Source organism: Nonomuraea sp. NPDC049637 (genome assembly GCF_040675235.1).
Taxonomy (GTDB): domain Bacteria; phylum Actinomycetota; class Actinomycetes; order Streptosporangiales; family Streptosporangiaceae; genus Nonomuraea.
This window is the reverse complement of the sequence record NZ_JBFAOM010000007.1, coordinates 23,234-43,333: the sequence shown is the minus strand read 5'-3', so window position 1 is coordinate 43,333 and position 20,100 is coordinate 23,234. Positions and strand designations below refer to the sequence as shown.

18 protein-coding genes are annotated in these 20,100 nt (G+C 71.9%); 10 read left to right on the top strand and 8 right to left on the bottom strand.

Annotation, left to right across the window (positions count from 1 at the left end):
• The first annotated feature begins 13 nt into the window (after positions 1-13).
• The 3 genes from AB0J71_RS12240 to AB0J71_RS12230 are packed head-to-tail and all read left to right on the top strand — an operon-like array spanning position 14 to position 2,737.
• Positions 14-763 (top strand): LytTR family DNA-binding domain-containing protein, encoded by a 750-nt coding sequence (locus tag AB0J71_RS12240; protein ID WP_352324464.1) that lies wholly within the window; start codon positions 14-16, stop codon positions 761-763.
• Entirely contained in the window at positions 760-1,230 is a 471-nt protein-coding gene (locus AB0J71_RS12235; protein WP_364414045.1) for a hypothetical protein, read from the top strand. Before AB0J71_RS12240 ends, AB0J71_RS12235 begins: the two co-directional genes overlap by 4 nt.
• A gap of 19 nt (positions 1,231-1,249) precedes the next feature.
• Positions 1,250-2,737 (top strand): cation acetate symporter, encoded by a 1,488-nt coding sequence (locus AB0J71_RS12230; RefSeq protein ID WP_352324462.1) that lies wholly within the window; start codon positions 1,250-1,252, stop codon positions 2,735-2,737.
• 73 nt (positions 2,738-2,810) lie between these two features.
• Here AB0J71_RS12230 and AB0J71_RS12225 read toward each other — a convergent pair whose 3' ends face one another.
• Together AB0J71_RS12225 and AB0J71_RS12220 are read right to left on the bottom strand one after the other, a co-directional pair.
• Positions 2,811-4,280: a hypothetical protein gene (locus AB0J71_RS12225; protein ID WP_364414043.1), complete on the bottom strand. Its 1,470-nt coding sequence runs from the start codon at positions 4,278-4,280 to the stop codon at positions 2,811-2,813.
• A 73-nt stretch (positions 4,281-4,353) separates the two neighbouring features.
• Positions 4,354-5,349, bottom strand: coding sequence for a LacI family DNA-binding transcriptional regulator (locus tag AB0J71_RS12220; protein ID WP_364414041.1), 996 nt, complete (start codon positions 5,347-5,349; stop codon positions 4,354-4,356).
• An 11-nt stretch (positions 5,350-5,360) separates the two neighbouring features.
• On the opposite strand from AB0J71_RS12220, the gene AB0J71_RS12215 reads away from it, so the two are divergent.
• The 6 genes from AB0J71_RS12215 to AB0J71_RS12190 all read left to right on the top strand — a co-directional run bounded on the left by AB0J71_RS12215 (position 5,361) and on the right by AB0J71_RS12190 (position 12,041).
• Positions 5,361-6,539: an aminotransferase class I/II-fold pyridoxal phosphate-dependent enzyme gene (locus AB0J71_RS12215; RefSeq protein ID WP_352324459.1), complete on the top strand. Its 1,179-nt coding sequence runs from the start codon at positions 5,361-5,363 to the stop codon at positions 6,537-6,539.
• Positions 6,540-6,704: 165 nt separating this feature from the next.
• On the top strand, positions 6,705-7,034 hold the full coding sequence (locus AB0J71_RS12210; protein WP_352324458.1) for a DUF485 domain-containing protein: 330 nt from the start codon (positions 6,705-6,707) through the stop codon (positions 7,032-7,034).
• A gap of 17 nt (positions 7,035-7,051) precedes the next feature.
• Entirely contained in the window at positions 7,052-8,671 is a 1,620-nt protein-coding gene (locus AB0J71_RS12205; protein WP_352324470.1) for a cation acetate symporter, read from the top strand.
• 238 nt (positions 8,672-8,909) lie between these two features.
• Positions 8,910-10,301, top strand: a complete 1,392-nt coding sequence (locus AB0J71_RS12200) for a hypothetical protein (RefSeq protein WP_364414039.1) — start codon at positions 8,910-8,912, stop codon at positions 10,299-10,301.
• A 1-nt stretch (position 10,302) separates the two neighbouring features.
• Complete coding sequence (locus AB0J71_RS12195) at positions 10,303-11,220, top strand: sugar ABC transporter permease (protein ID WP_364414037.1); 918 nt, start codon at positions 10,303-10,305, stop codon at positions 11,218-11,220.
• Positions 11,217-12,041 (top strand): carbohydrate ABC transporter permease, encoded by an 825-nt coding sequence (locus tag AB0J71_RS12190; RefSeq protein WP_352324454.1) that lies wholly within the window; start codon positions 11,217-11,219, stop codon positions 12,039-12,041. Before AB0J71_RS12195 ends, AB0J71_RS12190 begins: the two co-directional genes overlap by 4 nt.
• Positions 12,042-12,096: 55 nt before the next feature.
• Here the strand turns inward: AB0J71_RS12190 and AB0J71_RS12185 are convergent, their stop codons facing one another.
• From AB0J71_RS12185 to AB0J71_RS12170, 4 genes are read right to left on the bottom strand one after another with little or no spacing between them, the layout of a single operon-like run.
• On the bottom strand, positions 12,097-12,684 hold the full coding sequence (locus AB0J71_RS12185; protein WP_352324453.1) for an ATP/GTP-binding protein: 588 nt from the start codon (positions 12,682-12,684) through the stop codon (positions 12,097-12,099).
• Entirely contained in the window at positions 12,665-13,042 is a 378-nt protein-coding gene (locus AB0J71_RS12180) for a DUF742 domain-containing protein (RefSeq protein WP_352324452.1), read from the bottom strand. Before AB0J71_RS12180 ends, AB0J71_RS12185 begins: the two co-directional genes overlap by 20 nt.
• Complete coding sequence (locus AB0J71_RS12175) at positions 13,039-13,458, bottom strand: roadblock/LC7 domain-containing protein (RefSeq protein ID WP_352324451.1); 420 nt, start codon at positions 13,456-13,458, stop codon at positions 13,039-13,041. Before AB0J71_RS12175 ends, AB0J71_RS12180 begins: the two co-directional genes overlap by 4 nt.
• Positions 13,459-13,492: 34 nt before the next feature.
• Positions 13,493-15,820, bottom strand: a complete 2,328-nt coding sequence (locus AB0J71_RS12170) for a nitrate- and nitrite sensing domain-containing protein (protein ID WP_352324450.1) — start codon at positions 15,818-15,820, stop codon at positions 13,493-13,495.
• Between the two features lie 186 nt (positions 15,821-16,006).
• On the opposite strand from AB0J71_RS12170, the gene AB0J71_RS12165 reads away from it, so the two are divergent.
• Complete coding sequence (locus AB0J71_RS12165) at positions 16,007-17,026, top strand: terpene synthase family protein (protein WP_364414035.1); 1,020 nt, start codon at positions 16,007-16,009, stop codon at positions 17,024-17,026.
• Here AB0J71_RS12165 and AB0J71_RS12160 read toward each other — a convergent pair.
• Both AB0J71_RS12160 and AB0J71_RS12155 read right to left on the bottom strand, forming a co-directional pair.
• Positions 17,023-18,549: a prenyltransferase/squalene oxidase repeat-containing protein gene (locus AB0J71_RS12160; RefSeq protein WP_364414033.1), complete on the bottom strand. Its 1,527-nt coding sequence runs from the start codon at positions 18,547-18,549 to the stop codon at positions 17,023-17,025. The genes AB0J71_RS12165 and AB0J71_RS12160 overlap by 4 nt on opposite strands.
• Positions 18,546-19,916 (bottom strand): cytochrome P450, encoded by a 1,371-nt coding sequence (locus AB0J71_RS12155; RefSeq protein ID WP_352324447.1) that lies wholly within the window; start codon positions 19,914-19,916, stop codon positions 18,546-18,548. Before AB0J71_RS12155 ends, AB0J71_RS12160 begins: the two co-directional genes overlap by 4 nt.
• Positions 19,917-20,100: the final 184 nt, after the last annotated feature.

Below are 20,100 nucleotides of genomic sequence, written 5' to 3'. Positions count from 1 at the left end.
TGAGGAGTGACGTGTGACCGGGCTGCGCGTCCTGGCGGTGGACGACGAGCTACCCGCGCTGGAGGACCTGTCCTACCTGCTCCGCGCCGACGCCCGCATCGGCGAGGTGGTGACGGCCCGCGACGGGGCGGCCGCGCTGCGCCTGCTGGACCGCGGCATCGCCGAGGGCCGCCCGATCGACGCCGTCTTCCTCGACATCCGCATGCGCGGGCTGGACGGCGTCGTGCTCGGACGGCTGCTGTCGCAGTTCGCCAACCCGCCGCGGGTCGTGTTCGTCACCGCCTACGAGGAGCACGCGGTGGACGCCTTCGAGATCAAGGCCGAGGACTACCTGCTCAAACCGGTACGTCCCGAACGGCTCGCCGAGGCCATCAGGCGCGTGGCGGTCTCGGCCGACGTGCCCGCCGAGACCGGCGAGAGCGACACCATCCCCGTCGAGCTGGGCGGCGTGACCCGGTTCGTCTCCAGCGCCGACGTCCTCTACGTGGAGGCCCAGGGCGACTACGCCCGGCTGCACACCGCGAACGGCAGCCACCTCGTCCGCATCCCCCTCGCCACGCTGGAGGAACGCTGGGCCCCGGCCGGGTTCGTCCGGGTGCACCGCAGCCATCTGGTGGCCGTCAAGCACATCGAGGAACTGCACATCGACTCGGGCCGGTGCAGCGTGCGGGTCGGCGACACCGAGCTCCCGGTGAGCCGCCGGCACACCCGCGAGCTGCGCGACCTGCTGGTCCGCCGCGCCAGGAAGGGCAGGACGGAATGACCCCCGATCCCCGGCCGGGGCGTCCGGCGGGCTCGCCGCGCACCGACCCCGCCGCCCGCCGCACCGACGCCGCCCGCCGCATGGACGCCTTCCGCCGCTCCGAGACGCCGCGCCGGGTCAGCGTCACCAGCCCGCGCACCGCCGCCGCCCGCCGCCCCCGCTACCCGGCCACCAGGGAGATCGACGAGCAGACCCGCCTCGGCGAGGTCTACATGCGCTCGCTGCTGCGCACCCAGTTCCGGCTCGCCCTGTTCGTCTGCACCGTGCTGGCCTGCGTGGTCGGCGGCCTGCCGCTGCTGTTCCTGCTCATCCCCGAACTGCGCGAGGTGGACGTCCTCGGCGTCTCCCTGCCCTGGGCGGTGCTGGCCGGGCTCATCTACCCCGCCTTCGTCATCGGCGCCTGGCTGTACGTCCGCCAGGCCGAGCGCAACGAACGCCACTTCGCCGAGCTGGTGGAACGCCGGTGACCGGCGCGAAGGGCCCCTCGTGAGCCTCACCGCGGTGGTCGTCGTGATGGCGGCCGCCGTGCTCATCGGCGCGTACGGCATCAGGTTCTCCCGCACCACCTCCGACTTCTACGTCGCCTCCCGGACCGTCAGCCCCCTGTGGAACGCCTCCGCCATCGGCGGCGAGTACCTGTCGGCGGCCTCCTTCCTCGGCGTCGCCGGGCTCATCCTGTCCTACGGCGTGGACATGTTGTGGCTGCCCGTCGGCTGGACCGGCGGCTACCTGGTGCTGCTGGTGCTGGTGTCGGCGCCGCTGCGGCGCTCGGGGGCGTACACGCTGCCCGACTTCGCCGAGGCCCGGCTGGAGTCGATGACCGTGCGCAGGACCGCCAGCGTGCTCGTCGTCCTGATCGGATGGCTGTACCTGATGCCGCAGTTCCAGAGCGCCGGGCTGGTGCTGCGCACGATCACCGGCGCGCCGGTGTGGGCGGGCGGGCTGCTGGTCGCCGGGGTGGTGGCGGTGAACGTGTTGTCCGGCGGCATGCGGTCGATCACGTTCGTGCAGGCGTTCCAGTACTGGCTCAAGCTGACCGCGCTGGCCGTGCCGCTGGTGTTCCTGCTGCTGGCCTGGAAGGGCGACGGCGCGCCCGCCCTCAGCGTCCAGGACGCCGCCACCTGGCAGATGCCGCTGGCCGGGGCCAAGGAGTACGGGCTCTACTCGACGTACTCGCTGATCCTGGCCACGTTCCTCGGCACGATGGGACTGCCGCACGTGCTCGTGCGCTTCTACACCAACCCCGACGGCCGGGCCGCCCGCCGTACGACGCTGGTCGTGCTGACCCTGCTCGGCGCGTTCTACCTGCTGCCCGCCCTGTACGGCTGGCTCGGCCGCCTCTACGCCCCCGACCTCGTGCGCACCGACGCGGTCGTGCTCACCCTGCCCAGCCGCATGATCGGCGGCACGCTCGGCGACCTGCTCACCGCCCTGGTGACGGCCGGGGCGTTCGCGGCCTTCCTGTCCACCTCCTCGGGGCTGACCGTGTCCGTCGCCGGGGTGATCGCGCAGGACCTGCTGAAGGGCGGGGTGCGCTCGTTCCGGATCGCCACGCTGATGGCCGTCGCCGTGCCGCTGGCGCTGGCGTTGTGGGCGCGGGCGCTGCCGGTCGCGGACGTCGTGGGGCTGGCGTTCGCGGTGGCCGCCTCGTCGTTCTGCCCGCTGCTGGTGCTGGGCATCTGGTGGCGGCGGCTCACCACCACCGGGGCGCTGGCCGGGCTGTTCGTGGGGGGCGGGCTCGCCTGCTCGGCCGTGCTCGCCACGATCACCGGGGGGCCGTACGAGGGGCTCGCGGGGGCGCTGCTGGCCCAGCCGGCGGCCTGGACGGTGCCGATCGCGTTCACCGTGATGGTGTCGGTGTCGTTCCTGACGCCGCACCGCGTGCCGCCCGGGGTGGCCCGCACGATGGTCCGCCTCCACACCCCGGAGAACCTCGACCTGGACCGCGGCGACTGGCACCCCCGCTCCCCATGACCCCGCGCCCGGCCGGCGTGCCGGTGGGCGTCCGGCCGCCTGCCGCCTTGCCCAGGCGCCGGGACCTTCCCTCTCACGACCAGCCCGCGGCGACGCCTCCCAGGCGCTCCGACGCCACCCCGTTCCCGGCGGCGCCCTCGTTCCGCGCCACACCTGCGGCCCCCGCGCCGCCCGCTGCCCTTGACGCGGCCGGGCTCGTGCGGTCGCTCGCGGCTCGGGGCGTACGGTCGCCTCGCGTGGGACGCGGGATGGCGCCCCGGTCGTGGGGCTGTTCGCTCTGGGGCGGCGGGTCCAGGCCGGGCCGGTAGGGGCCGGCGGGGCGCGGGGACGTGCTCCGGCCGGGCCAGGGCTGATCCGCCACTTCCGGCCGGGCCGGCCCCTCCGGCTCGGTGTCGGGTGGGGCCGGGGACCGGCCAGGGCGTGGCCGGGCGGTCCCCTGGGGCGGGACGTGCGGACGGGTCCATTCCTGTGACGTGCCGCCGGGGTGGGACGCGGGGCGGCCGGGCTGCTGTTGCTGCGCTGACGCCTGCGGCGCGTGGGCGGGCTGGACCGGCGCCTGCGCCCGAGGGCCGGGTTGGGACGGTACCCGGTGGGCCAGGCCGGGGTGGGACGGCTCCTGCGGCGGAGGGTCCAGACCCGGGCGGGGGCCGACGCCGGCGTGCGGGGTCCTGGAACGTCCGGGCCCCGGGTCACGGACGTCGGGCCCGGCCGCGCGGGAACGCCTGTCCGCAGGCGGCGGCATGACGTCCCGGGCCTGCCGGGCGGGCTCGTCAGGGACGGTTCCCTCGTCGGGGGCGAAGTACGGTCTGGTCGGGGGCGTGGGCGGGGAGGCGTCGCCGTGCCGGGCGGCCTGTTCGGTCATGGGTCTGGCGGCCGTGCCGGCGTGGGTCTCGACGTCGAGCACCTCGTGTCCCGGGACGGTGTGCGGGGCCTGCTCGCCCGGGGCCGCGTGGCGGATGGTCCGTCCGGTGGCCGCGCCCAGGTCGCCCGCGTGCTTCCGCTCCGGCCGCCAGGAGGGCGCGCCGCCCCTCGGCCACCCCCGCCACACCCCGCCGCCCTCCTCCGGCCGGCTTCCCCGCATCCCGCGGCCCTCTTCCGGCGGGACTCCCCGAACCCCGCCTCCCCGCGCGGCCGAGGCGGTCGTCCCGGCAGCGGGCGTGCCCGGACCGGGTGTGCCCGGGGTGCGGGGGGCTGCGGTGGCCGGTTCGAAGAAGGACGACTCCGCGGCCGGGGAGTCCGGGGTGGCGGGGAAGGCGTGTCGCGGGGTGCGGGGTGGGGGAGCGGCGGTGGCCGGGGTCAGGTGGTCCAGGAGGTGGGGGGCGGCGGTCAGGAGATGGCCGATGAGGTGCGCCACGTCGTCCAGCCGCACCCGCAGCGTCGCCCGCGCCCGCGGGCCGTCGCGCCGGCCCTCCGGCCCGGCCTCCTCCACCCGCAGCCCGGAGATCTCCAGGCACACCTCAGGGCTCGGACGGGCGGGCGCGCCGGAGCCGGGCGCCTGCTCCTCGGGCGTACGGTCGTGGCGGTACGGGCTGCTCTCGGCCATGACCTGCGATTACCCCTGCCGTATCCCATCAGGCTCCGAAATAAGGGGACTTGGGGGAGGTTTGACCGGAAGGTCAGACAACAGGCGGCAACTCGCCGGACCCCCGGGCGACCAGCTCCACGGGAACCGTGATCCGGCGCGGCTCGCGTACGGGATCCAGCAGCAGTTCCACCGCGCCGCGCGCCAGCCGGTCGATGTCGTACCGCACCACCGTCACCCCCGGGCTGAACAGGCCGGCCAGCGCGAAGTCGTCGAACCCCACGTACGCCGGCCGCTCGGGACGCTCCCGCAACGCCTGCAGCACCCCGATCGCCGCCCGGTTGTTCGTCGCGAAGAACGCCGTCGGCGGGCCGGGCAGGTCGAGCAGCCGCCCCACCTCGTACGACACCCGCCCCGGATCGAACACCCCCCGCACCACCAGCGCCTCGTCGGCCGCCGCGCCCGCCTCGCGCAGCGCCGCCCGGTAGCCGCGGGCCCGGTGGTGCACCGAGCTCAGCCCGTCGTCGTCGGAGATCAGCGCGATGCGGCGGTGCCCGTGGGCGAGCAGGTGCGCGGTCGCCGTCCGGCCGCCGTGCTCGTCGTCGAGCATGACCACGTCGGCGCGGTCGAGCCCGCGCGGCACCCGGTCGACGAAGACCGTGCGCGGACGGCCGTGCTCGGCCAGCCAGGAGTGGTCGGCCGCCGAGGGCACGACGATCAGCGCGTCCACGCCCCGCGCGTGCATCGACTCGATCAGCATGCGCTCCTTGTCCGGACGCTCCTCGTACGAGCCGAACACCACCAGCGCCTCGTGCTCGGCCGCCGCCGCCTCCACCGCGGCGGCCAGGCGGGCGTAGAACTCGTTGGAGATGTTCTCCATCACCAGGCCGAGCGTGAGCATGGTCGCGCCGCGGGCCAGCCGGGCGGCGGCCTCGTTGCGGCGGAAGCCGAGCGCGCTGATCGAGTCGTGCACCCGCTGCTGCAGCGAGGCCCGGACGTGCGGCTCCTGGTTGACCACGCGGGACACCGTCTTCAGGCTGACGCCCGCGTGCCGGGCCACGTCCGCCATGGTGGGCTTACGCGTTGTCATAGTCTGCCCCCATGGAGGATGAATGGATCTGCGGCCGGATGGGCGAGGACGAGCCGTGGACGCTGGGCGCGGTGAACCCGCCGGTGTTCGAGAACTCGTTGTTCACCTTCGGGACGGCGGCCGAGCTCGGCGCCGCGATCCGGGACGAGGACGAGCGGTACGTCTACGGCCGCGGCACCAACCCGACCGTCGACGTGGCGCAGCGCAAGCTGGCCGCGCTGGAGCGCGGTGAGCGGGCCAAGTGCTTCGGCTCGGGGATGGGCGCCATCTCGGCGACGATCTCCTCGCTCGTCTCGGCCGGCGACCACGTGCTGGTGCTCGGCGCGGTGTACGGGCCGACCACGCAGTTCCTGCGCTACCTGGAGAAGTACGGCGTCACGCATACGCACGTCGACGACCTCGCGGGATGTGACAGCGCTATCAGGGCGAGTACCCGCCTACTCTACTTCGAGTCGCCCTCCTACATGGCGTACGCGATCGTGGACATCGCCGAGGTGGCGGCCTGGGCGCGCGGGCGCGGGCTCGTCACGGTGATGGACAACACCTGGTCCACGCCGCTGTTCCAGAAACCGCTGACGCTGGGCGTGGACCTGGTCGTGCACTCGCTCTCCAAATACGTCGGCGGGCACAGCGACCTGGTCGGCGGCGTGGTGGTCGGCCCGGCGCGGCTGATCCGGCCGCTGGCGCTGACGGAGTACCAGCTCTACGGCGCGGCCATGTCGCCGCACGACGCGGCCAAGGTGATCAAGGGGCTGCGCACGCTGCCCGTGCGCATGGCCGCCCACCAGGAGCGGGGGCTCGCGGTGGCGGCGTTCCTGGAGGGGCATCCCGCCGTACGGGCGGTGAACCACCCGGGGTTGCCCTCGCATCCGGGCCATGCGACCGCGTTGCGGCAGATGTCCGGCTTCTCCAGCCTGTTCAGCATCGAGCTCGCCACGGACGATCGCCAACAGGCCGCACTTTTCCTCGATAAATTGCGACATTTCAGGATCGGGGTGTCCTGGGGTGGCTTCGAGAGCCTGGTCAACGCCCCCGCCCTGACCGTCGAGGAGAGCGTACGGGCCACCATGGGCATCCCCGTCGGCCTGGCCCGCCTGTCGATCGGCCTGGAGCCCGCCGCGACCCTCATCGAGGACCTGGACCAGGCGCTGGGCGCCCTGCCCGGCCCGCCGCGTCCGATATCGGGGTGAACGGAATACCCGACCGCTCATCGCGCCGAACAGACCTTTCACCGCAGGCCATCCCCAACTAATCGCGGTACGCGAGCGGCTCGCCGAACAGCACCCCCACGGCTCTCCACGACGGGTAGGTTGCGCTCTTACGTTGAGCGTGATCCGCATCACAGTGGAGGTCTCGTGACGACCAGAGAACATGACGCGTCCGTCTATGAACAGGTGCAGGAGAGCAGTGAGTTCCAGGAGTTGAAGCGGCGTTTCCGCCGCTGGACCTTCCCCATGACGGTGGCCTTCCTGGTGTGGTACCTGCTGTACGTGGTGCTGTCCGGCTGGGCCCGCGGCTTCATGGGCATCAAGTTGTTCGGCGACATCAACGTCGGGCTGATCTTCGGGTTGCTGCAGTTCGTCTCGACGTTCCTCATCGCGTGGGCGTACGCGCGGCACGCCGAGAAGAAGCTCGACCCGATCGCCGACAAGCTCCGTCACGAGGTCGAGGAGAAGACGCAGTGAGTTCCACGACGCTGGGGATGATCCTCTTCCTCACCTTCGTCGCCGGCACCCTGGCCATCACGTTCTGGGCCAGCCGCCAGACCAAGACCGCCGCCGACTACTACGCGGGCGGCCGGTCCTTCAGCGGCGTCCAGAACGGCCTGGCGATCGGCGGCGACTACATGTCGGCCGCCTCCTTCCTCGGCATCGCCGGCATCATCGCCGTCTCCGGCTACGACGGGTTCCTGTACTCCATCGGGTTCCTGGTCGCCTGGCTGGTGGCGTTGCTGCTGGTGGCCGAGCTGATGCGGAACTCCGGCAAGTTCACCATGGCCGACGTGCTGGCGTTCCGGATGAGCCCGCGCCCGGTGCGCACGGCGGCGGGCGTGTCCACGATCGTGGTCAGCATCTTCTACCTGCTGGCCCAGATGGTCGGCGCGGGTGCGCTGGTCGGCCTGCTGCTCGGCATCACCAGCGAGGCCGGCAAGGTCTGGACGATCATCGGCGTCGGCGCGCTGATGATCGTCTACGTGGTGTTCGGCGGCATGAAGGGCACCACCTGGGTCCAGATCGTCAAGGCCGTGCTGCTGATGACCGGCGCCGCGCTGGTGACGCTACTGGTGCTGGGCAAGTACGGCTTCAACCTGTCGTCCCTGCTCGGCCAGGCCGCCGCCACCAGCGGCCCGAAGGCCAACCCCGGCAACTTCCTCATCCCCGGCCTGAAGTACGGCACCGACGCCCAGGGGCTCGCGGGCAAGATCGACCTGATCAGCCTCGGTCTCGCGCTGGTGCTCGGCACGGCGGGCCTGCCGCACATCCTCATCCGCTTCTACACCGTCCCCACCGCCAAGGACGCCCGCAAGTCGGTCCTGTGGGGCATCGGCATCATCGGCGTGTTCTACCTGCTGACCCTGGTGCTCGGCTTCGGCGCGGCGGCCATCGTCGGCAAGACCGACATCCTCAAGGCCGACAAGGCGGCCAACACCGCCGCCCCGCTGCTCGCCGAGCGGATCGGCGCGCAGATCTTCGGCGACGTCGGCGGCACGATCCTGCTCGCGCTCATCGGCGCCGTGGCCTTCGCCACGATCCTGGCCGTCGTCGCCGGCCTGACCCTCGCCTCCTCCTCCAGCTTCGCCCACGACCTGTACGCGCACGTCTTCAAGCGCGGCGGCGCCAGCGAGCGGCAGGAGGTCGTGGTGGCCCGCGTCTCGGCCCTGGTGATCGGCGCCATCGCGATCGGCCTCGGCATCCTCGCCCAGGGCCAGAACGTCGCGTTCCTGGTCGCCCTGGCCTTCGCCATCGCGGCCTCGGGCAACCTGCCGGCGATCCTCTACAGCCTGTTCTGGAAGAGGTTCAACACGGCGGGCGCGGTCGCGGCCATCTACGGCGGCCTCGGCTCGGCGCTGATCCTGGTGATCTTCTCGCCGGTGGTCTCGGCCCCGCCGCCGCCCCCCGGCGCCGCGGTGACCGCGCTGATCCACGGCGTGGACTTCCACTGGTTCCCGCTGAGCAACCCCGGCATCGTCTCCATCCCGCTCGGCTTCCTGTTCGGCTGGCTGGGCACGATCCTCAGCAAGGAGTACAACGCCGCCAAGTACGCCGAGATCGAGGTGCGCTCGCTGACCGGCGTGGGCGCCGAGAAGGCCGCCGAGCACTGACCCTCGCTCTCCCTGCGTGACGGGGCCCGGCCTGCCACAGGCCGGGCCCCGTTTACGGGTGCCCGGCAGGGGAAGCGGTCCCGGGCTCCGCTGTCACCCCTGACCGGCAGCGAGAACCCAGTGACATGAGTGGTCGACGCGATCTCGGCGACACCGGTGCGTTCTCAGGCAGACGAACGCGGCCACACCGCCCCGCGCCGCCTTGACAGTGTGGAGGGCGAAACCCATGAGATCCCCCATGAGATCCCCCGTCGTCCGCTGGCCGGCGCTCACCCTCTCCCTGGCTCTGGCCCTCGCCGGGTGCGCCAGGGGGACCGGGGGCGGGACGGCCGCCGCCCAGCAACCGAGCCGGTACGACCCGGCCGCCACGTTCACGGGCACCCTGACCGTCATGGGGTTCGGCGCCGGCGACGAGATCGGCGCCACCCGCCTGGACAAGGCCGAGGCCGCGCTCGGCGGGGCGGACGTCAAGCTCGTCGAGGGCGACCTCGACATCCAGCAGTTCCTGTCCTCGGTGGCGGCCGGCGACCCGCCCGACCTCGTCTACGCCAATCGCGACCAGATCGGCACCTTCGCCTCCCGCGGTGCGATCGTCCCGCTCACCGCCTGCGTCAAGGGCGAGCGGATCGACACCTCGATGTACGACAGGAACGCCCTGGCCCAGGTGACGTTCGGCGGCGAGGTCTGGGCCGTCCCGGAGTTCAACCAGGTCCAGATCGTCATGGCCGACGCCGGCCTGCTCAAGGAGGCGGGGCTCACCGTCGCCGACGTCAACGGCTCCGACTGGAAGAAGATCACCGAGGCGACGAAGAAGCTGGTCAAGGCGCCGGGCGGCAAACTCCGGGTGATCGGCTTCGACAGCAAGCTGCCCGAGTTCCTGCCCTTGTGGGCCAAGGCCAACGGCGCCGACCTGCTGTCGCCCGACGGGCGCACCGCGCGGCTCAACAGCCCGCAGGTGGTCCAGGCGCTGGAGTTCGCCGTCGGGATCTACGCCGCGCAGGGCGGCTTCGCCAAGGTCAAGGCGGTGCGCGACGCGGCCGACTTCTTCGGCAAGGGCAACCAGTTCGCCGAGCACGGGCTCGGGGCGATGCCCATGGAGCAGTGGTACGTCAACGTGCTCAACGACGTCTCGCCCAGGGCGTCGCTGGCCTTCGACGCCTTCCGCACGCCGCAGGGCGAGCCGCTGGCCTACTCGTCCGGATCGGCCTGGGCCATCCCCAAGGGGGCCGGGAACGCCGCGGCCGCCTGCCGCTTCGCCAGGACGATGACCCTCGTGGACACCTGGACGGCCGCCGCCCGCGCCCGGCTGGACAAGCGCAAGGGCCAGGGCAAGCCGTTCACCGGCGTGCTGACCGGCAACGTGCGGGCCGACAAGGAGATCCGGAAGATGGTCACCTCGGGCGGCGAGCCCTGGGACTCGGGCGTCAAGGCGTTCTACGAGGCCAGCGAGTACACCTTCAGCCTGCCGGCCAACCCGGCCGACAAGGAGTTCAAGGACGCCTGGCAGGGCGCGGTGAACCGGGTGCTGAACGGCCAGGAGCAGCCCCGGCAGGCGCTCGACGAGGCCCAGCGGGACGCCCAGGCCGCACTCGACAAGGCGTGGGCCGGGTGGACGAAGCGCACCGACTGACATGGCCCGCACCCGCATCCGCAGCGCGCGCTTCGTCGAGACCCGGGCGGCGCTGCTGTTCATCAGCCCGTGGCTGGCCGGTTTCCTGATCTTCACCGCCTGGCCGATCGTCAACAGCGCCTACCTGTCGCTGACCGACTACGACGTCATCAACGACCCGGACTTCGTCGGCCTCGACAACTACCGGCAGCTCTTCGCCGACCCGAAGGTCGGACTCGCGCTGTGGAACACCTTCGTCTACACCGCGCTGTCCGTGCCCGCCCACATCGTCGTCGCGCTCGGGCTCGCCCTGCTGCTCAACACGGCGGCGCGGGCCACCGGGTTCTTCCGCACCGCCTACTTCCTGCCCAAGATGACGCCGCCGGTGGCGGTCGGCATCCTGCTGCTGATGTTGTTCAACGGCCAGAACGGGCTGATCAACGGCGCGCTCGGCCTGCTGGGGATCGACGGCCCCGCCTGGACCACCGATCCCGACTGGGTCAAGCCGGGCCTGGTGCTGATGCACCTGTGGACCGTCGGCTCGTCGGTGATCATCCTGCTCGCCGCCCTGCGCGGCGTCCCCCAGGAGCTGCACGACGCCGCGCTGGTGGACGGCGCCGGCTGGTGGCGCCGCACGCTGCGCATCACCGTGCCGCTGATCAGCCCGACGCTGTTCTTCCTGTTCATCGTGAACACCATCAACGCCCTGCAGTCCTTCACCGAGGCGTACACGGCCTTCTTCGGCGCGGGCAACACGACTTACAGCAACGACGCCGCCCTGTTCTACGTGATCTACCTGTTCCAGCAGGCCTTCGAGTTCCTGCACATGGGGTACGCCTCGGCGCTGGCCTGGCTGCTGTTCATCGTGATCATGCTGATCACCGCCGTGCAGATCCTGGTGACCAGGCGGTACGTGCACTACGAAGGGGGACAGCCGTGAGACGCCTGCGGCGCGTCGCCGCGTTCACGGCGCTGACCGCGTTCGCCGGCGTGTTCATCTACCCGTTCGTGTGGCTGCTGAGCGCCTCGTTCAAGCCGCGCGGCGAGGTGTTCGACAACCGGCTGCTGCCCGAGACCTTCACCTTCGACAACTACATCAAGGTCTGGCAGGAGGCGCCGCTCGCGCTCTGGATGGCCAACACGCTGCTGGTCACCGTACTGGCGGCGGTCGCGGTCACGTTCAGCAGCGCCATGGTGGCCTGGGGGTTCGCCTACTTCCGCTTCCCCGCCAGAGGGCCGCTGTTCGGGCTCGTGCTGGCCACGATGATGCTGCCCGGAGCGGTCACCATGATCCCGGTGTTCCTCATCTGGAACTCCCTCGGCATGGTGGGCACCCTCACGCCCCTGTGGGCCCAGAACCTGTTCGGCAGCGCCTTCTACATCTTCCTGCTGCGGCAGTTCTTCCTCACGCTGCCGCGCGAGCCGTTCGAGGCGGCCAGGATCGACGGGGCGGACAACTGGACAATCTTCTCCAGGATCGCGCTGCCGCTGTGCCGGCCCGCCGTCGTGGTGACGCTGCTGTTCGAGTTCCAGATGGCCTGGACGGACCTGATGCGGCCGCTGATCTACCTGCGCGACTCCGGCACCTTCACCGTCCCGCGCGGCCTGAAGGCCCTGCTCGACCAGTACGGGTTCGGCGGCGAGTGGCACTGGGAGATCGTCATGACCGCCGGCGTGCTCACCACGATCCCGATGATCGTGCTGTTCTTCCTCGGCCAGAAGCACTTCGTCAAGGGCATCGCCACCTCGGGCGGCAGATGAGTCGCGCCGCCCTCCGGGCCGGCCCGGTGCGGCACCGGCCCGGAAGGCGGGCGAATCAGCTTCCGACCGGCTCCGCGCGCAGCCGGGCCGAGTGCTTGACCAGAGTGATCAGCACCTCGCGGCTGGAGTCCCGCTTGCGCGCGTCGCACATCACGATCGGGATCGACGGGTTGAGCTGCAGCGCCAGCCGCACCTCGTCAAGCTCGAACGTCGGCGACCCCTCGAAGCAGTTGACCGCCACGACGAACGGCGTCCCGCGCCGCTCGAAGTAGTCGACCGAGGGGAAGCAGTCGGCCAGGCGGCGGGTGTCGGCCAGGATGACGGCCCCCAGGGAGCCCTCGGCCAGCTCGTCCCACACGAACCAGAAGCGTTCCTGCCCGGGGGTGCCGAACAGGTACAGGACGTAGTCGGTGCCCAGGGTGATGCGCCCGAAGTCCATGGCCACCGTGGTGGTGCGCTTGGCCTCCACGGAGGTCAGGTCGTCGACGCCCACGCTGCGGTCGGTCAGCACCTCCTCGGTGCGCAACGGCCGGGTCTCGGACACGGCTCCGACCATCGTCGTCTTGCCCGCCCCGAACCCTCCGGCGATCAGGATCTTGATCGCCGTCGGGAGGCGCGGGCGCTCAGAGCGAGCGAAGACCATCGAGCACCGCCCTGTACATCTTCATGTCATGCATGTCCACCTCGGATTGCGGTTCCTGGGCAGAGACGAGTTCGCGGTCGAACAGGTCGCCGAGCAGCACGCGGATCGTGCCGGCCGGCAGGTTGAGGTGCGCGGCTATCTCGGCGACGGACTTGGGTTCGCGGCAGAGCTGGAGGATGCGCAGGTGTTCGGGGTCCAGCCCGGCGTCGGGGCCCGGCGGCGGACCCACCGCCAGCGCCATGGAGATGAGGTCGAACTTGCCGTGCGCGGGCTGGGTCCGCCCGCGCGTGACGACGTAGGGCCGGATGATCTCCGGATCGATCCAGTGCTCGTCCGTGGACTCACCCGTGGTGCTCACCGGTCGCTCCTGGCCACGGCCTCGGCGTTGCGCGCGCCGGAGGTGAGGTACTGGCCGACCCGCGCCACCAGCATCGCCATCTCGTAGGCCACCAGCCCGATGTCGGCGTTCTGGGCGCACAGCACGGCCAGGCAGGCGCGTTCGCCGGCGGTCGTCACGATCAGGAACTGCGACTTCCACTCCACGACCGTCTGCCGCACCGCGCCGGCGGCGATGTGGTCGGCGACGCCCTTGGCCAGGCTCTGCAGGCCGGAGGCGACGGCCGACAGGTGCTCCCCGTCGGTGCGCTGCAGACCGGCCGACGAGGCCATGAGCAGGCCGTCGGAGGACAGCACGATGGCGTGCTCGGCCTCCTTGATCCGGCCGATCAGGTCGTCGAGCAGCCAGTTGAGGTCGGTGCCCGCGGTGGGCGTCATGTCGGGCCTCCCGTCGGGAGCCGGGCCGCGGCGCTCATGCCTCGCCTCCCGGCTGCTCTTCCATCAGCCTGGCCGCCTCCGTGCGGCCAAGACGGGTGCCTGACTGCAGGGATCCCATCATGGCGCGGATCTCCTCGGGCGAGCGCTCGTCATCGTCCTCCTCGAAGTCGGGCTGCGTCGGCGTGTCGTCCCGCAGCGCTGGCGCCAGGTTGGCCTGAGGGACTCGGAACGGCAGGCCGGACGGCGTGAACTCGGTCACAGGCTGCTGCTCCGGTTCCGCGGGCGGTTCTGGTTCAGGTGAAGGCGAGGGTGCTGGTGCCGGGAAGGGGGTGGCCACCGCGTGGAGCTGGGCGGGGGCGGGACGCGGCGGGGTCAGGGTGCGCACGTTCTCGGCGGGCCGCGCGACCGTCGCCAGCGTGGTTCCGGTGCTCGTCCGGCGCGGCAGGCTCGGCCGGGTGTCGCCCTCCGGGTGCCGCGGCGCCGGGTCGAGCTCGACGAGCTCCTGCGGCAGCAGCACCACGACCGTGGTCCCCCCGTACGGGGAGGGCTTCAGCACGACCTGGATGTCGTGCCGCCGGGCGAGCTGGCTGACCACGTAGAGCCCCAGCCGGGCGGTGCCGGAGATGCGGAACTCGGGCGGGTCGGCGATGCGCTCGTTGGCCGCCTCCAGGTCCTCGGGCTTCATGCCGAGCCCGCGGTCCTCGATCTCGATGACGTACCCGTTGGCCACGAGCTGGCCGCTGACCTGCACGTTCGTGTACGGCGGCGAGAACGACACGGCGTTCTCGATCAGCTCGGCCAGCAGGTGGATGACGTCACCGACGGCCCGGCCGACGAGCACCACCTCGCCCATCGGCATGAGCGTGACCCGGGTGTAGTCCTCGACCTCGGCCAGCGCGCCGCGCACGACGTCCACCATGGGGACGGCCCGCCGCCACGTACGGGCAGGGGACGAACCGGACAGGACGATCAGGTTCTCGGCGTTGCGCCGCATCCGGATGGCCAGGTGGTCCAGGCGGAAGAGCTCCTTCAGCTCCTCGGGGTCGGTCTCCCGGCGTTCCATCACGTCGAGGACGGTCAGCTGCCGGTGCACCAGGCCCTGGGTGCGGCGGGCGAGACTGAGCAGGATGTCGCGGATGCTGCGGCGCAGCTCCGCCTGCTCGGCCGCGACGCTGATCGCCGTGCGCTGCACGGTGTTGAACGCCTGGCCCACCTGGCCGATCTCGTCGTCGCCGAACTCCAGCGCGGGCGCCTCCTTGGCGACGTCCACCACCTCGCCGTGGCCGATGCGCTCGACGATGCCGGGCAGGCGGTCGTCGGACAGCTCGTGGGCGGCGTCGCGCAGCTTCTGCAACTGGGCGAACAGGGAGCGGGCGGTGGTGATGGACAGGATGATCGAGGCGACGACGGCCACCAGCCCGAGACCGGCGGCCAGCACCAGCCGGACGATGACCCCGGCCGCGACGGGCACGACCCGGTCCACCAGGCGGTCGCCGGCGGCGAGCACCAGGGTGCTGAAGTCGGCCAGCGCCCGGTCGGCCGTGGTCTTCCACTGCGCCGCGCCGAACGGCAGCGCTCCGGCCTGCGGGCCCCGGTCGGCGATCAGGTTCTCCATGATCTGGAGCCTGCTCAGCGACTCGCCCTTCATCAGCTTGTCGAAGGCGGCCTGCTCGGAGTCGGGCAGCTCGTCCCCGGCCTGCTCGGCCAGGACGCGCCAGGCGCCGACCGTCCGGGTGAACTGCGCCTGCTCCTCGGCCGTGATCCGGCCCTGGACGAGCGCGCCGGCGAGCAGGGCGTCCTCACGCGCGAGCACCTCGCGGGACCTGTTCAGGGCCAGCAGCGTGCGGATGTCCTTGGCGACGGTCTTGTCGTCGACGGTCGCCAGCGAGCCGTAGAGGGTGAAGACGGAGTCGATCAGCTCGCTGTAGGCGGCGGTGGCCTGGAGCTTGTCCAGCCGGCCCGCGTCGATGGCCTTGCGGGTCTCCTTGAGCGTGCCGAGACCGGCGAGCACCTCCTGCAGCCGCGCGTTGCCCTCGTCGTCGACGGCCCAGCTCACCAGGCCGCCGCCGGCCGCCTCGCGGAAGGCCGCGAGCAGGCCGTCGGTCTGCCTGCGCTGCTGCTCCAGGTCGCGGCGCGGGCCGCCCGACAGGTCGCTGAGCTTGACGACGGAGATCCGGCGCTCCCGCTGGAGCTCGATGAGCAAGGGCTCGCTGGGGCCCACTACGCTGGAGTCGACCTGGGAGACCCAGAGCAGGTTGACACCCTCGCGCAGGGTGACCCACGCAGCGAACGCCCACAGTGCCGTGAGGGAGAGCAGTAGAGCAGTGACTTTGGTCCGCAGGCTCGTATTGCGGAAGCCCATTATACCCACCCTGTGAAAGTCATTTCGCTTGCTCATCCGGACACGTCATGGCATATCGACGCTGTCGATCACGAAACTTTAGCGCAGTTTCAAACCGTCCCTCAAGCAACACTAGGCACTATCTGTACTTATATCCCATTTTTGACTCTGGTCGTCAAAAACGGGCAAAATGGGTACCCTTTATTGATGTCTGACTCCGCTTCCCCCGCTTACTTCGGCATCAGAAATACCCTGCTCAAGCAGTCCGACCAGCTCGCCGGCGTGCCCGAACCCGACCGGGCCGCGGTCCTCGGCAACGCCTTGGAGGCCGTCCCGGTGGCGGCGGGATTCCTGCGGCCCTACTCCGCGTTGTTCGCCGACGGCGACAGCTCCGCGAGCAGGCTGGCCTTCAGTTGCCTGTCCGCCGCGGCCACGTTTCCGCAAGCGGGGCGTGACGAAGTCGCCGAACTCGGCACACTCACCGCGATCCTTTTCGGTCTGGACGACATTGCCGACAACATCGCCGGCTCCTGGACCCCGGACGACATCGTGCGGATCTTCGGCCTGCTGTCCGCCGTCCTGCGCGGGCAGGCGACCGAGCCCGGCGAGGGGCCGGTAGGCGAGGCCGTAAGCGCCTGGCGGGACTGGTGGACGCGGATCGGCGCCCACCCCGGCATGGCGGCGTACGCGCCCGTCCTGGCCGAGCAGCTCGACCTGACGGGCGCGGCCATGGCGCGCGAGCGGGTGTGGGCCGAAGGCCGCGAACCGTGGCCGGACTACGCGACGTACGTCGACAACGGCACCCAGACGATCATGTACAGGACGTGGTGGGTGGCCGGCCTCGGCGTCCGCGGCCCCGAGCCCGCGCACGACCGGCACTGGCGGGCCGTCCTGCCCGCCACCCACCTCGGCGCGACCTGCATGCGGCTGGCCAACGACATCAGGACGTTCGAACGGGAGCGCGGCGAGGGCAAGCCGAACTCCGTCCTCATCCTGGAGCACGCCGGCACGGACACCGAAGCCGCGGTCGCCCGCGTCGCCGCCCACATCGCCGAGCTCAACGCGCGCTTCCTGGACGCGCTCGCCGAGCTGCCCCCCGAGCTGGCGGGGATCGCCGAGGGGCAGCGCAGGAGCGTGTCCTTCAACGGCGCCTGGTACCTGGCCAGGGACACGCACGCCTACACGGTCCGCGAGCTGACGGGGGACGCCGGGGCGCACGGCGGCTAGGCGGAACGCGCGAGGTGGGCCGCGGCGAGCTCGGCCGACCTCACCACCGCGACCGGCACGTACAGGTCCTTGTCATGCCAGAGGGGTACGTGCCGCTCGCCCGCCGCGCGCGTCAGGTACGCCAGCCCCCGTTCCACGGCCGCCCGCCGCCGGGGCTCGGCGCGGCCCGGCGTCAGCAGCAGGGTCTGCATCGCGTACGACGTCTCCTCCCTGGTGCCCGTCCAGCGGCCCCACGAGCCGTCGGGACGCTGCGTGTCCAGGACCCGGCGGACGGCCGCCGCCACCGCCCGCGCCGACTCCGGGCCGCCGAAGTCGGCCAGCGCGAGCGCGCAGCTCACGGTCGCGTAGTACGGCGAGGCGTGCCACCTGTCGGTCCAGAACCCGTCCGGGTCCTGCCGGTCGCGCAGCCAGGCGGACAGGCCGGCGATCGCCTCGCCGTAGCGCGGCGCGGCGTCGGGGCGGCGGGCGGCGTACTGGCCGAAGGCGTCCAGCACGTGCGCGTTCACGCTGATCGACACGCCCTGCTCGCCGGGCCAGGTGGCGAAGTGGGCGCCGTCGTGGAAGTGCCACAGGCAGTCCGGCTCGTACGGCGAGCCCAGCAGCGCCAGCGCGTACAACGCGACGGAGGTGGTGTCGGCGTCGGCCGGCAGGCCCGGCCCGGCCGGGGTGCCCTCGGGCCCGATCGCCGCCCGCAGGTCGGCGATCATCTCCGGCGGCACCTCGACCGGCACCCCCGCGCGGACCAGCCAGCTCAGCACCCAGCCGCGCTCGAACACGGTGATCGGCAGCCCGACCGGGACCGGGCCGCCGTGGATGCGCACGACGGCCTCCAGATGGTCCAGGACCGGGCCCGCGACCCGGCCGCCCAGCCAGGCGGCGGCCGCGGCGGGCGAGGCGCCGACCGTGCCGATGGCCGTCGGACGCGCCCCGGCCGCGCCCCGGGCGGCCTCTCCCGCGATCTCCAGGGCGTGCAGCAACTTGTCCGGGACGTCCTGCCCGGAGGCGACCAGCGACCTGACCGCGTCCAGGCTCCGGTAGCCCATCCCCGCGGGGAGGGGCAGCGGCGGGTGCCCGTCGTAGCCGTTGATGAGGGACACCAGCGAGGGGACGATGTGCTCGATGGCCGGCATGTCGGGCAGGCTGAGCGCCCCGGACGACGACCCGGACAGCAGGATCGAGAGGGCGTCCCGGCCGCGTCCCGCCGCCAGCGCGGCCGCGTCGTGGTCCACGTCGGGGTCGCCCCGGCGCGCCGCGGCCAGCAGCGCCTCGGTCGCGCTCAGCGTCGGCACGAGCCCGTAGCCGTCGGGGGCGCCCCAGGAGCCGTCCTGGTGCTGGGCCGTGAGGAGGTGGTCGAGCCGCTCCCGGTGCCCGATCAGCCAGGGGGCGAGGGAGACCAGCCGGCCCGTCTCGTAGACCGACGTGGAGACCTGTCCCCATGGGCGGAGCATGAGGCTGGAGATCAGTTCGCCCGCGCGCGCGGTGATGTCCGCCGCCGCGCCGGCGGCGATGCTCGTCGGGGTCACGCGCGTGCGGTCCGCTCGATCGGGTGCAGCCTCAGCATCAGCTTCTCCTTGGGCCGGGTCGAGGCGCCGGGCAGGGCCGTCAGCGGCTGGGGGTTGGTCAGCTCCGGCCGGTACCGGCTCAGCAGGTTGGCGACGACGAGCGGGGCCTCGACGTAGAACAGGTGCTGGCCGAGGCAGATGTGCGGGCCCGCGCCGAAGGGGATGAAGGCGTAGCGGTGCCGCCGCTCGCCCTTGCCGTCGGCCCAGCGGTCCGGGTCGAACTCCAGCGGCCGGTCCCAGAACTCCGGCAGCCGGTGGGTGCTGAACGGGCTGATCAGCACGTGCGTGCCCGCCTTGATCCGGACGCCGCCGACCTCGGTGTCGGCCACCGTCTGGCGGGGCACGATCCACGCGGTCGGGTAGATGCGCAGCAGCTCCTGCAGGACCATGCGCAGGTAGGGCAGCTCGGCGACCTGGGCCGGGCGTACCGGGCCGGCCACGTCGAGGCGGGCGATCTCCGCGCGCAGCCGGGCCGCCACCTCGGGGTGCTCGTGCAGGAGGCCCCAGAGCCAGGTCAGCGACATCGCCGTGGTCTCGGTGGCCGTGCCGTAGACGCTGACCAGGTCGTGCCGCACCTGGTGGACGTCGACCGCGCCGTCCGGGCCGCGCCTGCCCCTGACCAGGGCGGCCAGCACGTCGGTGGCCCCGTCGTCCGGGGTCTCGGCGACGGCCTGCTCGATCAGCGGGTAGACGATCTCGTCGATCTTCTTCTTGGCCCTGAGGAACGCGCGGTCCCCGGGCAGCCGCACGGAGTCCGGCACGAACGGCAGGAGCAGCCGGAAGGCGATGGACGTGGCGCAGGTGGCGAACTCGGGGGCCAGCACCGCGGCCGTCTCCCGCGAGATCCGGCCGCCGAACAGGACCTGGGCGACGGCCTGGTTGATGATCGTGGTCATCTCGCGCCCGGCGTCCACCGGCCGGCCCGTGCGGGCGTGGTCGTCGAAGGCGCGCAGGTAGTCGTCGATGAGCTCGGTCATGTCCTCGGCCAGCGAGGCCGTGTGCTTCACGGTGAACAGCGGCTGGAGGATCTTCCTGGTGACCGACCAGGTGTCGCCCTCGCTGAGGATGCCGTGGCCGGTCACCCGGCGCACGGCCTGCCAGAGCGTGCCCTCGCGGACGAAGTTCGCCGCGTCGGTCTTGAGGATCTGCTGCACGTGGTCGGGATGCGAGATCAGGTACGGGCGGAACGGGCCCAGATCGAGCCGCACGATCCGCCCGTCCGCCTCCGTCCCCATTTTCGCCAGTTCGCTGACCGGATCCTTGATCAGCCGCGGGACCACTCGGTGAAGGGGAAGCGTTCTGGGGTTGCTCGCGGGGGGTGGCGGCATTGGGGGGAGCCCCGATCCTGAGGATGACGCTGAAGGCAAGAGTGGCTATATCGCCATATGTGACTTTTTGCGTGATTATGGCATGATCATCCGCCCGTGATCAAGGTTGGGCACGATGATACGGTTGTGCTTCTTGTGGGATCATGCGAGCCGCGTCGTGGGGGCGCGCGGCCGGGGCCGTACA

Coding starts and splice junctions, on each gene's coding strand:
- AB0J71_RS12235 (WP_364414045.1), top strand. CDS start 760: ATGACCCCCGATCCCCGGCCGGGGCGTCCGGCGGGCTCGCCGCGCACC.
- AB0J71_RS12225 (WP_364414043.1), bottom strand. CDS start 4,280: ATGGCCGAGAGCAGCCCGTACCGCCACGACCGTACGCCCGAGGAGCAG.
- AB0J71_RS12220 (WP_364414041.1), bottom strand. CDS start 5,349: ATGACAACGCGTAAGCCCACCATGGCGGACGTGGCCCGGCACGCGGGC.
- AB0J71_RS12215 (WP_352324459.1), top strand. CDS start 5,361: ATGGAGGATGAATGGATCTGCGGCCGGATGGGCGAGGACGAGCCGTGG.
- AB0J71_RS12205 (WP_352324470.1), top strand. CDS start 7,052: ATGATCCTCTTCCTCACCTTCGTCGCCGGCACCCTGGCCATCACGTTC.
- AB0J71_RS12200 (WP_364414039.1), top strand. CDS start 8,910: ATGAGATCCCCCGTCGTCCGCTGGCCGGCGCTCACCCTCTCCCTGGCT.
- AB0J71_RS12195 (WP_364414037.1), top strand. CDS start 10,303: ATGGCCCGCACCCGCATCCGCAGCGCGCGCTTCGTCGAGACCCGGGCG.
- AB0J71_RS12185 (WP_352324453.1), bottom strand. CDS start 12,684: ATGGTCTTCGCTCGCTCTGAGCGCCCGCGCCTCCCGACGGCGATCAAG.
- AB0J71_RS12175 (WP_352324451.1), bottom strand. CDS start 13,458: ATGACGCCCACCGCGGGCACCGACCTCAACTGGCTGCTCGACGACCTG.
- AB0J71_RS12170 (WP_352324450.1), bottom strand. CDS start 15,820: ATGGGCTTCCGCAATACGAGCCTGCGGACCAAAGTCACTGCTCTACTG.
- AB0J71_RS12165 (WP_364414035.1), top strand. CDS start 16,007: ATGTCTGACTCCGCTTCCCCCGCTTACTTCGGCATCAGAAATACCCTG.
- AB0J71_RS12155 (WP_352324447.1), bottom strand. CDS start 19,916: ATGCCGCCACCCCCCGCGAGCAACCCCAGAACGCTTCCCCTTCACCGA.